This is a genomic window from Anabaena subtropica FACHB-260 (assembly GCF_014697105.1).
In the GTDB taxonomy this organism is placed as follows: Bacteria; Cyanobacteriota; Cyanobacteriia; order Cyanobacteriales; family Nostocaceae; genus Trichormus; species Trichormus subtropicus.
The window spans coordinates 43,088-57,751 of record NZ_JACJRF010000008.1; the positions used below are offsets into that span (position 1 = coordinate 43,088).

Genomic DNA, 14,664 nt, shown 5'->3' on the forward strand with positions numbered 1-14,664 from the left:
GCAAGTGTTAAACTTCTCTAGAGAGTATTGTAGTGAAACCATGTCTTGGTTGATCACGTTGTACCTGACGCAAAGGAATTTCAATCCAAAACTCAGTTCCTTTCCCTGGTTCGGACTCACACCGCAGGACTCCAGAATGTTTTTCGACCACAATTTGGTAACTAATGGATAAACCCAACCCTGTACCCTGACCAACAGGTTTTGTCGTAAAAAATGGATCAAACAGCTTTTGCATTACATTTTGAGTCATACCAGGCCCATTATCAGCAATTCTAATCACCACTCGTTGATCGTTAGTCAGTTCAGTGCGAATTGTAATTTGGGGATTATTCAAAAGTCCAGGGTGAACAGTTAATAGTTGAGAATCTTTGACTGTGGACTTTTGACTATTGATGATTGATTCTTCCAAAGCATCAACGGCATTATTAATAATATTCATAAAGACTTGATTTAACTGTCCTGCATGACATTCTATTAAAGGTAAATGTGCATATTCTTTGATAATTTCAATCTGAGAATATTGTGATTTAGCTTTAAATCTATTTTGTAAAATCAGCAGAGTACTTTCAATTCCTTCGTGAATATCGACCTCTTTCATCTCCGCTTCATCCAGGCGAGAAAAATTGCGTAAAGATAAAACAATCTGCTTAATTCGCTGAGAACCCATTTTCATTGAACCAAGGATTTTGGGCAGGTCTTCTTGTAAAAACTCTAAGTCTATTTCTGCAACTTTCTCTTGAATTACATCATTGGAATTGGGAAACTCTTGTTGATAAATATCTATTAATTCTAAAAGTTTTTGTGTATATTCATGCGCGTGAGTAATGTTGCCATAGATAAAACTTACCGGATTGTTGATTTCATGGGCTACCCCAGCTACCAACTGACCTAAGCTAGACATCTTTTCTGTTTGAATCAGTTGTGCTTGAGTTTGTTGTAGTTCTTTTAGGGCTTTTTGCAGTTCTAGTTCAGCTTGTTTGCGTTCAGAAATTTCTAATTCTAAACGTTGATTCATGTGAGTTAACTCAGTATTTTTCATCAGCGTTTCCCGGGATTGAGCTAACTTAACTGCCATGTCGTTAAATGATTGAGCCAAGTCTTCAATTTCATCACCTGTGTGTATATTTAAGCGATAATCGAAGTTACCAGCCGCAATCTGTGCTGTACCTAATTGTAAATTTTGTAGAGATTTAATTGTAGGTCGCCAAATCAAAATAAATTTTCCAATAAATAGCATGACAATTACTGTCACAACAATAAAGGAGATAATTCTCTGCACTTGATAAAGACTTTCTAAGTCTTGCTCTAATAAAACTCGCTCTTGATAAGCGCGTTGAATTAGCTGTTCAAGGAACAACTGAATATCTTGATTAAAGGAATTAATAGCTCTAAAATACTGCTGTGAATCTGCTATGTAGGTTGGACTAGAACTGTATTGAGTTAATTGTGTTGCCATGTTGTCGAGCAATTTGTGTCGCCGACGAATCAGAGAAATTTCTGGTGCATTTGGCATCAATTGTTCTACTTGATTTAGGGATTGTATAAAATTTTTATGAAACAGTTCTATCTGTGTGTTATCACTTTTGAATAAAACAATATCTTTGAGGGCAATTATTTCAGACTTTAAGGCATTATCTGCTTCTAAAACGGCTTTGATAGTTTGAGCAGTTTCATAACTTTTATAGCGGACAGTTCGCTTAATTTGCTGCACAACTACAGTATTGCCGATAAGAATAGCCACTATGAGTCCGACAGATATAGTAGAACCTGTGAGAAACTTGGTGGAGATTTTCATTGTTTCGGGAGAGATATTAAGTTAAGTTCTTGACGAAGTTTTTGAATAGGAGCATAGTCATCCGGGTTGATAAGAGTATATCCAGATGATTCAGTTCCTAAAATATTTTTGATACCTTCTGGGGTACTAATAAAAACTCGCTTTAGCTGTTGAACCAATTCAGAGGACAATTTTTTAGAAACTACTATGGGAAAATTGGGTATGGGGACAGATTCCCAAATTAATCTATAATTTTGTGGTGTAATTTTACCGCTTTTTTGTAGCGCTAGATAAGAAGACACATTAGTTGCAGCTGCATCTACAATACCATCTTCTAGTGCTTTTATACTTTTGCTATGGTTGCCAGCATAAATGACCTTAGCAAAATCCTGCTCAGGATAAATATTTACTTTCCTGAGATTTGCTAATGGCATGAGATATCCAGATGTAGATGATTTATTCACAAAAGCAACGCGCTTGCCTTTGAGGTCTTTTAAGGTTTTGATAGAACTATTATTTTTAACAAGAATACACGCTCGATACCAAGGCTGCCCTGTATGTTTGTCGATAGAAGTCACTAATGGTTGAATTTTTGCACCCCTATCTACGGCTTTAAGATAAGCTACGGGGCCTAAATAAGCAAGGTCAAGTTCATCTTCAATCAACCAGTTTATAACTTCTTCGTAATCTTTAGCTATGAGAAAATCGATCTGTCGTCCAAGGGATGTTTCTAAATAATCATCCAGAGGTTTGATAATTTGTTGTTGCTCTGGAAGATTTTGGGTAGCCAGGATGCCAATTTTTAATTTAGGTAAAATATTTTTACTACCAACCGAAACAGAAGCACTATTGTATACTGTACCCTGTCTTTCCCTAGTCCTTCTTGCTACCTGAACATCTTCTCTGAGTACTGGAAGTGAGGTTTTATTTACAGTAGGCTGATTATTGCTAGATATGTTGTCGGTACAGCCTATACTCACTAAGGATGCGATCGCAGTTACAATTAAAACCTGAAAACTAAATAAACTTTCTCCACTAATCAGCAATTGTACGGCTTTTTTCATAGAATTCAACTCACATATATAGCCCAAAGCAAATTTCAGGGTTTAGTTGTTTACCCAAGATTGGCTAGATATATTTTTCCCTAAGAAAATGTCACCGTAACAAGACTTTGTATTCCGGTGGTTAAAAGTGATTTTATTTACCACAGATGCACAGAGGAACAGAAAGAGAAAGGAACATATATGTTCCTTTTAAAAGAATTATTTTACAAGTTAATCTTCTATTTTACGGGAATTTGAATACAAAATTCTGTCCCCTTACCTAGTTCTGACAGACATTGCAATATTCCACCATGCTTTTCGACAATAATTTGATAGCTAATGGATAATCCTAGCCCTGTTCCTTTACCTACAGCCTTGGTTGTAAAAAATGGGTCGAATAGTCGGTTTTTAATTTCTTCTGTCATTCCAGCACCATTATCAGCGATGCGAATAGAAACAAAGTTATTATCTAAAAGTTCAGTACGAATGTGAATTTGGGCATTGGTATTTGTTGTGCCATTTATGACTGACTCTTCTAAGGCATCTATAGCATTAGTGAGAATATTCATAAATACTTGATTAAGTTGTCCTGGGTAGCAATCTACTAAAGGTAGTTCACCGTATTCTTTAATCAGAGATATACCCAATCCAATACCACTATTTTTCCAACGATGGTGCAAAATTAAAAGTGTATTGTCAATGCCTTCATGAATATCTACTAATTTTTTCTCAGCTTCATCCAAGCGAGAAAAGTTCCGTAAACTCAAGACAATTTCGCGGATACGATTAGTACCCATATTCATGGAAGAAAGAATTTTTTCTAAGTCATCAGTAATAAAATCTAAATCAATTTCTTCCGTAAATGTTTGAATTGCTGACTGAGGATTAGGATAATATTCTTGGTAAAGATTAACTAGCTCTAAGATATCTTGAATATATTCTTTGGCATGAGAAATATTGCCATGAATAAAATTAACCGGATTGTTTATTTCATGGGCAACACCAGCTACTAATTGTCCCAAGCTAGACATTTTTTCGTGCTGTATCAGTTGGGATTGTGTTTGTTGTAATTGATGAAGAGTTTGGGCGAGTTTTTCTGCTTGGGCTTGGGCTGCTAAAGCGGTCTCACGGCTTTGAATATATAGTTGGGCATGATCGATGGCGATCGCTAATTGATCTGTTACTGCTTGTAGCAGTACAATATCGCTCTGACTCCAAACTCGTTCGCCACGACAATGACTGCAAACTATAGCGCTAAATTCTCCCGAATGACTTTTAACTGGTAGCAACAGTTGAGAAGTAATACCAAATTCACTCAAAATGGCTGGTGTATCTTGAGATAGAAGAAAATTATCTTTAATATTATCAATACAAATTAGCTCTTGATTGAGCAATGCTTTTACCAACCAGTCATTATTTTGTACTGAGACTTCGCCTAACATCTTAGGTAAACTCAAATCTATCGCTTCATGAGTAATAGTGAGGCAATGTTGGGCGATATTGGGTAAAAACCGCAAAAAATAGCAGCGATCAATTTGTAATAAACTGCGGATTTCAGTGACAGCAATTTCGAGAATCGTGTCAAGATCAAGCGAACTGCGAATTTGGCTGGCTAGCCTCAGTAGCAAGGCTTCTCGACGACTGAGAAGTTCTTCTCTTGCCCATATACGATCAATCGCAACAGCAATATTATTTGCAATCCAGTTTAATAAATTATGAGTTGCTTCAGTAAATAATTGGTGGCTAAATAAAGCCATAAGACCAATTAATTTGTGTTCTATAATCAACGGATATGCAGATAAATTTGTAGTTAAATATTCTTGAGTGTGCAGCGTAATTTCTTCATTAAAAATAGGTTGGTAGTTTTGTGCCATACCAACCATAATATTGTTAGCTAAAATCACGTGTTCGGGAAAGTCTTGAGTATTTTTTAAAGTACTACATTTAGTATCTTGACATTGAACACCAGCCTGCAATTCTAAATGTTCAGTTTGGCGTTCACACGTCCAAATGCAAACTAGAGCTATATCAAGGTGTTGTGAAATCTTATTTATGCAATCTTGCATAATTTCCGATAATGTGCCACTTTGAGATAAAGCAAAGCTCATTTCTGCACTTAAAACCGATAAACGCGATCGCTCTAATAAAGCTAACTCTGAAAGCTTGCGCTGTGTGATATCTGTACGGATTGATACATATTGATATGGCTTACATTCAGCCCCTAAAAGGGGGGTTATCAAAGTATCTACCCAATAGAATGTACCATCTTTAGCTCTATTTTTAATTTCGCCTTTCCAGATTTTCCCTTGCGAAATAGTTTTCCATAAATTTGCAAAAAATTCTTGGGAATGATAGCCTGAATTAATGATTCTATGGTCTTGTCCTAAAAGTTCTTCTCTGGAGTATTTAGAAACTTCACAGAACAGGTCATTAGCATAAGTAATGCGCCCTTTCAGATCAGTAATTGCTACCAAAGAATGAGTATTTAAGGCAAATTTAAAAGCTTCTAATTCTTGAATAGTTTTTTGTAGAGTTATTTCATTTTCTTTAGTGGTTGTAATATCACGTGCTACCGCATAAATGAGCTTCTCTTTACTAAACGGTGTCGCATTCCATGACAACCATTTATAGGAACCATCTCGACATAAATATCGATTTTCAAAGCAGATTGTATCTACAGAATCAGTCAGCTTTTGAGATTCTAAAATAGTATTTTTGCGGTCTTCTGGATGGACAAATTCAATAAAAGGCTTATCAAGTAGTTCTTGATTTGACCAACCTAAAATTTTTAACCATACTGGATTTAAATATTTAAAATATCCATCAAAACCAGCAATACAAAGTAAATCTAGAGATAGAGAAAAAAAATGTGAATATTTTTCTTCTCTATTTTTATGAAGATAATTAGATAATCTTGTTGTTTTCATATTTACCAAGATTGTTGAACAACATTATTTGATTGCTATAGTTTTTCTCGAAGATTTTAGGCTGATATCAAAACTCTACTAAATGTAGATTTCCCTAAAAAACTGTAAAGATAACACTGTTAAGTAAATGAAACAATTAATAAGAGTGATTTATAAAAAATCTTAGTTTGTAATTAAGTTTGGAGATTTGATCAGAATTCATCAGCAAAGTATCTGTAGCCTTATTTTGTAAAATTAGTATTATTCCCTAGTTCATGAAGATAAGACTAATGGTGAATAAAGATACAGCCCAAAATTTATCAAAGCTGATTAATCATTATTAGATTTGTGGTAAAAAACAATACACCCTCCGACCAATATTGAGCATAAGCACAATCAGATCGGAGGGTAGTTGAGTTTGTGACTATTTTCCTCAGAATGAGGTTATGGTAACTGTATTTATTAGTAATACTAGCCGTTAAAGTCTGAAGAACTGGGTGGTTAACATTGGAGGTGAATCCAAATGGTAAATCTCAAGTGTATAGTAGCTGGGATGTTAAAGTTCCACAACTTTTATCGGGTAGATGGCATTCGTATCTGCACTATGGTAGCAAATTAGACAAAAACTACAGCTATAAACATCAAGAGAAGCGCGGTGAGGCATCCTGTTCTTAACCTTCTGAAGAAAAAACTTCTTAAAAGAAGCCCGCGCCGTACTGCTAAGGCAGTTGGCGGCGGGAGTTTGTCACGCTTGCCGTGAGTAGTATTCCACAACTAGCAGTTCGTTAACTTGCAGCGCCACCCATTCACGTTCGATAACACCGTTAACCTTACCAACCAACTTGTTTTTGTCAAACTCTAAATGGCTGGGGAGGTTAGCTAAACCCGGATATTGTAGGTTATTTTCCACCAATTTCCGTGATGGTGCTTTGTCTCTGACAGCAACTTCTTCGCCAGGACGGCATTGGTAGCTGGCAATATTGACGACGCGACCGTTTACTGTGACATGACCATGATTTACCAGCTGGCGAGCGGCTGGAATTGTGGGAGCCATACCCAAACGGAAAACCGTATTATCCAAGCGCATTTCTAACAATTGCAGCAGCACTTGTCCGGTAGAACCAGTTACACGTCTAGCTCGACGCACATAACGTAACAGTTGCTTTTCAGTCAAACCGTAGTTTAAACGCAGCTTTTGCTTTTCTTCTAGACGGATAGCATACTCAGAGCGCTTCTTGCGATTCTGACCATGCTGACCTGGTGGATAAGCGCGTCTAGCGCTCTTACGAGTTAATCCTGGCAAATCGCCCAAGCGACGTACAATTCTAAGACGTGGCCCTCGATATCGGGACATGAGTTTCCTTAATTTAATCCTGTTTAAATTTACCCAGACATACTATTATAAGTACTCGGAAATCATAAATGCAAAAATCATTAACTTAATCGGCAAAATTTTATTTTATATTTGGTGTTTTACCTGATTTGCCAAAGATTCGCTGCACATTTGAGTTAGCATAACTTTGGGTGTTTGGAGAACGGCAATGTGCAGAAAACAGGTTTTTGGGTCGGAAGAACAAAAATTAGCTCTCAAAACTCAACTCATGCGGCTGACAGCACCAGTTTTGACTGTCGCTGGGCTGCTGGGCATGAGTGTTCCCAGTATGGCTGTGACTGCCTCGTACAGCAATGATTATCGTGCCTGTGCAGGTAGACTGATAAGTGTGGGTGTGACTGCACAAGCAGCATCACAAGCTTGTGCTACAGCCTTGCGTCCAAAAGATTTGTCTGCTTGTGTGCTTGATATTAGTAGACAAACACAGATCCCTGGCGTAGATGCACTTTCTGGGTGTAGACGGGCAAGACAACCGCAAGAATTAGCTACTTGTGTAGTTGCAGTAAGTAAAAATACTGAAGGAGCAGTTAATCCAGAGGTGTTGAACTACTGTGGTCGTAGTTTATTGCCAGTGCGCTTTGCTCAATGCGTTGTTGGGTTGCGTAGTGAAATCGACTTAGTTCCTATTCAGGCGCTTGATACTTGTATTGATGGCAGCGATCGCATTAGCGGATTTACTCCTCCATCAAATTTACCAAATCAACCAGGAACACAGTTTAATCCTACTTTTGAAACTCAACCAGTACCAGCAAATCCTAGCAGATAACGAGTGTTGAGTGCTGAGTGTTGAGTTACAAGACTACAATGCTACTAGCTGCACAAAGGGTAGGGCTTGTACCAACTAAATCATTACGGAGTCAGGGTAAACTTACTCATTACTCAGCACTCATTTCTCTTGTCTGCATATACAAGTTGTCCTTTTTTATATGCTTGGCGTAGAGCGATCGCTTCTGCTACGATTTGCTGGGCGCTCAATCCTTCCTCATCCATCATTTTTTGCAGTGTTGTACCAGTTTGCTCCGAGGCTTCATGAATTGGGGGAATTTGGCAGTACCTACCACCATTTTTTAAACGCCGCCAAATACTGGGTTTTTTTGGTCTAGCTGCTCTTGGAGTACGCTGTTTTTGAATTAAAGCACGTACCGTTTCTTGGTTAATTACACTTAAATCTAACAGTCTATCTATAACTTTTTGATACTGTTTACTTCTTTCCGCTAGTTGATATATAGTTCTAGGCTCAACTTGGGCAAAATCTTGAGGTTCAAATTTACCAAAGGTTGTGGCAATCTTAAGATATTTTTTTTCTTCACCCTCCCAACCTTGACTAGATAGTAGCTTTTTATACTGTTTTACTGGAAGATTTTGTTTCTGCTCGGCTAACCAAAAAGCATGATGTAAAATTGCTTTGGTGAGATCAGTCAAGGATTGAAAAGAAGAATCTGCGATTGCATCAGAATTTTCTTCAACGTATGGCTGAAACTGGCGTGAGTTAATTGGGGCAGTTACACCCTGTATTGGTGTCATCATAGTTATGATCTCACAGTAGGGTTTTTCTTGTGGCTGAACCATTGCTGGTAGTTGTCTGACCCCAACAAAGTGTAATAGCCAAAACTAAAAATCTACTTAGTACAATTGTACTATAAAATTCTAGAAAAAACCTCGAACACAGACAAATTTTGCACCAATCGTTCAAGCCCTTACCCATCAAAGATTTAGGTGATCGGATAATTAATATCTTGCTAGCCAGAAAATTTATCCTTTAGCTAGCAAGATATTGAAACGCGATTTTTTGTTGTGCTTTAGTGCTACTGCCAGACGTAGATAAGGATAAACAAAATAATCCAGATGACATCGACGAAGTGCCAAAACAAAGAAGTGGCATTTACGCCGAAGTGACCTGTATCATAGTTGCCAGGAATGAGCGATCGCAAGAGAATAATAAACTGTAACAAGATCCCAGTAAAAACGTGCAAACCGTGGAACCCTGTTAACAGGTAGAACATTCCACCATATACGCCGGAAGTAAAGCCAAACTCCAAATGACTCCATTCAATGGCTTGTCCTACCAAAAAGTAGCTACCCATAGCCATTGTTGCTGACAAAAAGATGCGGAATAACCGCAAATTTTCGCGTTTTAGGGCGAGTTCTGCAAAATAAATCACAAAGCTACTAGCAACCAACACCACTGTATTAATTGCAGGCTCTCTAACTTCTAATCCTTCCACGCCAACTGGTAGCCAGTCAGGAGTAGTTGTTTTGTAGACAATATATCCGGCGAAAAAGCTCAAGAAAATGACACTTTCAGATAATAAGAAGACAATAAAGCCGAACATTTTATTGCCTTCTTCATCATGACCATGTTCGCCGCCTGCATGATGCTGGGGTTCGGGCGACTCATCTGAAACAATATAGCTGTCCATTGGTGGGATTTCTTATTGTGTAAATTTGGTTGGGTAAACTGGTTTGTAGTAAGCACTTTAGTTTTGGGAAAATAAGGACTAAAGTTCTTACTACGAACTGACTATTAGTGATGACTATTAGCTTCTGCAATTAAGGGTTCTGATTTGCCGTAGCCGTAGGGTTCAGAAATCACAACGGGGATTTCTTCAAAATTTTCTACAGGTGGGGGAGAAGCAACCAACCACTCCAAACCAATCGCCCGCCAAGGGTTATCTGGTGCTTTCTCACCGTGCATCCAAGAAACCACCATATTGAAGATGAAAGGCAAAGTAGACATACCTAATAAGAATGCACCAAGACTAGCAACGATATTCCAGCCTTCATACTCTGGTGCGTAGGAAGAAACTCGGCGTAGCATCCCTTGTAAACCTAAGGGGTGCATGGGGAAGAAGTTGAGGTTAGTACCGATGAATGTCAACCAGAAGTGGAGTTTACCCCAGCCTTCGTAGTACATTCTGCCGGTCATTTTGGGGAACCAGTGATAGAGGGCTGCATACATACCCATCGTCACAGTGCCAAAAAGGACGTAGTGGAAGTGTCCGACGACAAAATAGGTGTTGTTGACGTGGACATCAACTGGTACAGAAGAAAGCATGATGCCGACGATACCGGCGAAGACGAATAAAATTAGTCCACCCAAGGCAAACAGCATGGGGGTGTTGAGTCGGATTTTACCGCCCCAGATAGTTGCTACCCAAGCAAATACCTTAATACCTGTGGGAACAGATACTAACATCGTCGTCATCATGAAAAACATCCGCATCCAAGCAGGTGTACCACTGACATATAAATGGTGTACCCAAACAATGGCACTAACTACGGCAATTAACATCGAAGAAATTGCCACTACCTTGTAACCAAACAATGGTTTACGAGAGTAGACGGGGAAGATTTCTGAGAAGATACCGAAGATGGGCAGAATGATGACGTAAACAGCCGGGTGAGAATAAAACCAGAAGTAATGTTGAAACATAACTGGATTTCCGCCCTTGCTGGGGTCAAAAAAGCTAGTCCCCACGGTAATATCAAACAACAGCATGACTGCGCCTGCTGTCAGGGCTGGTAAGCCAAACAATTGGATAATCTGAGCGCTAAATACTGCCCAGACAAATAAGGGCATCCGAAAGAAGCCCATTCCTGGCGCACGCATCCTCACGATGGTAGTAACAAAGTTGACTGCCCCCATAATTGAGGAGACACCGGAAATAGCAACTGCCAATAACCAAATTACTTGACCATTAATTAAGTTACCCGTGGGATTCTGGGTACTTACCGGGGGATAAGCCCACCAACCAGATTGGGCTGGGCCACCAGGTACAAAAAAGCTAGCCATCAAGAGAATCCCGACTACAGGAACCATCCAGAAGGCGGCGGCGTTGAGGCGAGGGAAGGCCATATCCCGCGCCCCAATCATCAAGGGTACAAGGTAGTTAGCTAGACCAACTAGTGAGGGGAATGTCCACAAGAACAGCATCACAGTGCCGTGCATGGTGAACATTCCGTTATAGACGGTGCGGTCAATTAAGTCTGATTCAGGGGTGATGAGTTCTCCTCGCAGTATCATGGCGAAGATACCACCAATGAGAAAGAAGACGAAAGAAGTAACAAGGTATTGAATACCAATCACCTTGTGGTCATGACTAAAGCTGAAATATTCCTTCCAACCTCCGGGGGATTGGTGGTGAGGCTTCTCCGCAGGGAGTTTAACGCCTTCTATGGGGATGTTTGTCATCAGTGAAGTTTTAGGGGTGTAGGGGTGACTTTCAACCGGGGTAATTAACCAAAGGTGGGGCGGCTGGTGCTACTGTTTTCCAACCAGTTATGACTTGCTGACTGGCAGTTTCTGCATATTCAGCAGCAGCTTGATTGTTTGCAGGGCTTGGTTTGTGGGTGGCTATTTTGGCTAGCCATTTGTGATACTCTTCCGGCGATTCCACAACTACATTGGCCTGCATGGTGGCGAAGTATGTACCGCTATATTGAGAGTCGGTGAGGTGATATTTACCTGGGCGGATGGGGGTAAATTCAAAGTCAATTGTGTGGTTGGGGATGATGTCTTGCTTGAGGCGGAAGGCGGGAATGTAAAACCCGTGCAGTACATCTTCTGAATGCAATGCCAATTTTACACGGCGATCGCTTGGTAAATGTAATTCGGTGCTGGTAACATCCTTTTCGGGATAGTGGAACACCCACGCCCATTGTTTAGCTAGGACATCAATCTTTTCTTCGGGTGCAACTAAAACATCATCGGTGGCTGCATAAGCTGATTCCATCTCCATTGGGTTATGTAGGTGTACCAGTGCTGTCGGCCCTTGAATGCCCATTTGTTCGTAGATTTGGTAGCTATAGGTGGCAATCCAAACTACTAAGAGGATGGGGATGGCTGTCCAAACTACTTCTAAGGTGACATTACCTTCAATGTGGGGGCCATCGCTGAAGTCGTTTTCAGCCGCCCGATGGAACATTAAGGAATAGATTAAGGTGCAGGTAACACCAAAGAAGATGAATGCACCCATAGTTACCAAGAAGCTGAATAAATCATCAATTAAGACCGATTCAGCCGCCGCTTGAGGAGGTAGCCAGGTGTAAGCCTGTTTACCTATCCAGAAACTGGTAATAGTCACAGCGATCGCGCCTATTACCAATGTCACAATGTGGGAAAATTTACGGAGTGTCATGGTTAAGAGTCAATAGTCAAGAGTCAAAAGTCCATAGTCCATAGTCGAAGACTCATGCCAATTCTCAAAATCAAGCTACAGATACAAACCCTAAATCTGGGTGTAATCTGATTTTTGGCATTTTGAGTTTTGAATTGGTATTACTTGAGCATGGTGTTGAGGTCTTCACCTAATCGCAATAAGCTATCTGCTGTGTTATGTACGCCAAATTCGGCTGCTAGTTGCGCTCCTAGTGTGCCGTGGAGGTACATGATAAACATGATGGCTACACCTGCTACCAGATAGCCCCACTGCACTTGTGTCTCCTCTCCTATAGACCAAACGTAGCGTTGCCATGCCCGCCATAGAGTCATCACAGCAATTAGACCTAAAAGGAATACTCCACCTACACCATGCCAAAGCATGGTTTGCATGGCTTGTAATCCCCAAGTACTTTTGATTTCCGGTGCTGGTGCGGCGAGGAACATTTCATAAAAGCCGGCGGCTACTGTGAAAAATGTGATGATGGTGGAACCAACCATGTTGTACCAGCCAACATCAAAGAAGTTTTCCCGTTCTACAGTAATCGCCAAAAATTTGAAAACCCATTTGTCCCAGGGGAACAGTACGCCAACGATATCAAAGGTAATCCCGATGATGAACAAGCCCAAGGTTAAATGAACTAGGTTCGGGTGAATGGGAATTGTGTAAGGTAGCCCATTCGCCCCCAGTTGAATGTTTAATTGGTCAATTAGTTCTGAGTTCATGGCAGAAGTCCTTCCTTTACCGCTTCAACAACTGGTACGGTGTGTAGTCCATATATCCACACCAGTTGATCACCGAGATATACCTGCAAACCAACTATCATGGTTAACACCAACCCTGCACCCAAGTAATAAAAGGGGACTTTTTGGGGATTGCGGAGACGGATGACGTAGCGCCATGCTGTTAGGGCGGCGATAATTCCCGAAAGTGACCAGCCAATTAGGGTATGCAGATTCAAGACTGATTTAGCCACTTCGTAAGGTTTGGCTAAACCGGCTTCAAATTGACCAAAAATAATGGCAACAAAAATGGCGATCGTTGCCACAAACATATTCCACCAACTCACTTCAAATAGGCGAGTTTTACCAGTGAAATAACCAATTACATCACAAGCAAAAGCAAACACTACCATCGCAATTACGAAGTGAACAACGATGGGATGTATCGTATCTGGATAGGGTAAATTGTGGTCATTCAAAGATGTAAGAAAATCAAACATTGTCCTCTCCTAGACATATTTACTGCACCGCAGCTAAACTTCAATGATCGACATTACTCACATCAAAATAGGCATTCACACATGACCGGAATTTGTTTATCAGGTTTGCGTGGCGTAGTCTAATCACGCTAGTATCAGCCCTGTTATCAACAAATTGGGTGAGGCTATTATTTATAGTCAATGATTGAGGTTAATTTATTTGTTCATGCTGATACGCTGCAACAGCGATTTTTAATTTACCTAACAAAATTGCTGCTGTCTGGCTATTTGGTGAGACCTATTTATTAGCTTAAGGATTTTTTTAATTGTTGTCAAAAGTAATTACAACAAATTTATAAAAATATTGTGGCTAGCAAAAATAAGCGTTTTATAATGTATCTTCCCTAGCTATTTCAGTATATTGCATATACAAATTATTTAAATGTGCAATAGCAACATCTATCAATTATTAATTTGTAATTAACAATACAATAGTTATTTGTAAATAAAAAAGTTAATCAATAAAACTCTATTTATTATTTCTAATACTATCGAAAATCTAAATCATTTGTGCAAAGTTTTAATATGTGTATGTAGGCTATTATTAGCCCTATCAGGTAAAAATATATATATGTTTATTCTCTATGCCTGTATGCTTCTGTGGTTTAAAGCTGTTTTATTTAACCACAGAGACACAACAGCATAGAGAATATATTTAGATTCGGGGAACAAAAGTTAAACGAGGTGGTTCAGCCTCTCACACCACATAAATTGACTTAATCACATCAAGACATTTTGACTTATTGGAATCTCTGCACTGTTAAAAGCAAAATTAAGTTTGCAATCTTTTCTCACTCAGCCTTTAGATACAGTTGATATGTATAAGGCATTTTTATTTGCAAAACCTACTTTTAATGAAGAGATAGCACAAGTCTATTTATGTATATTCTCAATGGAAAGCAATATTTCATTTTTAACGATGTACATGAATGCCAGGAGCATAAGCTTCAATCACCTTTCCTGTACGGGTGCAACTGATCATCAAGTAGTCACAACTTGGGCATTGTGTTCTTGTTAATTCACTATCTGCTAGATAATAACGTTCAGCATTACTACCACAATTAGGGCAGTAAATTTTTTGTATTATTTGCATTGAAAAATCCCTGGTTTTAACTATTTTGATGATAT

Annotated in this window: 12 protein-coding genes; 1 reads left to right on the forward strand and 11 read right to left on the reverse strand. The window is 39.3% G+C overall.

All coding sequences use genetic code 11. From position 1 onward, the window contains the following. Nucleotides 1–7: 7 nt before the first annotated feature. From H6G18_RS06725 to rpsD, 4 genes are all read right to left on the reverse strand, one after another. The gene (locus H6G18_RS06725; RefSeq protein WP_190406317.1) at nucleotides 8–1,795 is read right to left on the reverse strand and encodes a sensor histidine kinase; all 1,788 of its coding nucleotides are present in this window, start codon (nucleotides 1,793–1,795) and stop codon (nucleotides 8–10) included. Then, entirely contained in the window at nucleotides 1,792–2,838 is a 1,047-nt protein-coding gene (locus H6G18_RS06730; RefSeq protein ID WP_190406318.1) for a substrate-binding domain-containing protein, read from the reverse strand. Before H6G18_RS06730 ends, H6G18_RS06725 begins: the two co-directional genes overlap by 4 nt. A gap of 218 nt (nucleotides 2,839–3,056) precedes the next feature. Continuing rightward, nucleotides 3,057–5,744: a PAS domain S-box protein gene (locus H6G18_RS06735; RefSeq protein ID WP_190406319.1), complete on the reverse strand. Its 2,688-nt coding sequence runs from the start codon at nucleotides 5,742–5,744 to the stop codon at nucleotides 3,057–3,059. A 724-nt stretch (nucleotides 5,745–6,468) separates the two neighbouring features. After that, a complete protein-coding gene (gene rpsD / locus H6G18_RS06740; protein ID WP_190406320.1) occupies nucleotides 6,469–7,077 on the reverse strand; it encodes a 30S ribosomal protein S4 in 609 nt (202 codons plus the stop codon). A gap of 187 nt (nucleotides 7,078–7,264) precedes the next feature. On the opposite strand from rpsD, the gene H6G18_RS06745 reads away from it, so the two are divergent. Continuing rightward, the gene (locus tag H6G18_RS06745; RefSeq protein WP_190406321.1) at nucleotides 7,265–7,882 is read left to right on the forward strand and encodes a hypothetical protein; all 618 of its coding nucleotides are present in this window, start codon (nucleotides 7,265–7,267) and stop codon (nucleotides 7,880–7,882) included. Nucleotides 7,883–7,995: 113 nt separating this feature from the next. Here H6G18_RS06745 and H6G18_RS06750 read toward each other — a convergent pair whose 3' ends face one another. The 7 genes from H6G18_RS06750 to H6G18_RS06780 form a co-directional block, all read right to left on the reverse strand. Continuing rightward, the gene (locus tag H6G18_RS06750; protein ID WP_190406322.1) at nucleotides 7,996–8,643 is read right to left on the reverse strand and encodes a hypothetical protein; all 648 of its coding nucleotides are present in this window, start codon (nucleotides 8,641–8,643) and stop codon (nucleotides 7,996–7,998) included. Between the two features lie 278 nt (nucleotides 8,644–8,921). Beyond that, nucleotides 8,922–9,536 (reverse strand): cytochrome c oxidase subunit 3, encoded by a 615-nt coding sequence (locus H6G18_RS06755; RefSeq protein WP_190406323.1) that lies wholly within the window; start codon nucleotides 9,534–9,536, stop codon nucleotides 8,922–8,924. Between the two features lie 104 nt (nucleotides 9,537–9,640). Further along, the gene (gene ctaD, locus H6G18_RS06760) at nucleotides 9,641–11,308 is read right to left on the reverse strand and encodes a cytochrome c oxidase subunit I (protein WP_190406324.1); all 1,668 of its coding nucleotides are present in this window, start codon (nucleotides 11,306–11,308) and stop codon (nucleotides 9,641–9,643) included. Between the two features lie 31 nt (nucleotides 11,309–11,339). Then, complete coding sequence (locus tag H6G18_RS06765; RefSeq protein ID WP_190406325.1) at nucleotides 11,340–12,254, reverse strand: cytochrome c oxidase subunit II; 915 nt, start codon at nucleotides 12,252–12,254, stop codon at nucleotides 11,340–11,342. 140 nt (nucleotides 12,255–12,394) lie between these two features. Further along, nucleotides 12,395–13,000 (reverse strand): DUF2231 domain-containing protein, encoded by a 606-nt coding sequence (locus H6G18_RS06770; protein ID WP_190406326.1) that lies wholly within the window; start codon nucleotides 12,998–13,000, stop codon nucleotides 12,395–12,397. After that, entirely contained in the window at nucleotides 12,997–13,497 is a 501-nt protein-coding gene (locus H6G18_RS06775) for a DUF2231 domain-containing protein (RefSeq protein WP_190406327.1), read from the reverse strand. The genes H6G18_RS06770 and H6G18_RS06775 overlap by 4 nt, the downstream gene beginning before the upstream one ends. 952 nt (nucleotides 13,498–14,449) lie before the next feature. After that, on the reverse strand, nucleotides 14,450–14,629 hold the full coding sequence (locus tag H6G18_RS06780; RefSeq protein WP_190406328.1) for a replication restart DNA helicase PriA: 180 nt from the start codon (nucleotides 14,627–14,629) through the stop codon (nucleotides 14,450–14,452). Nucleotides 14,630–14,664 lie beyond the last annotated feature (35 nt).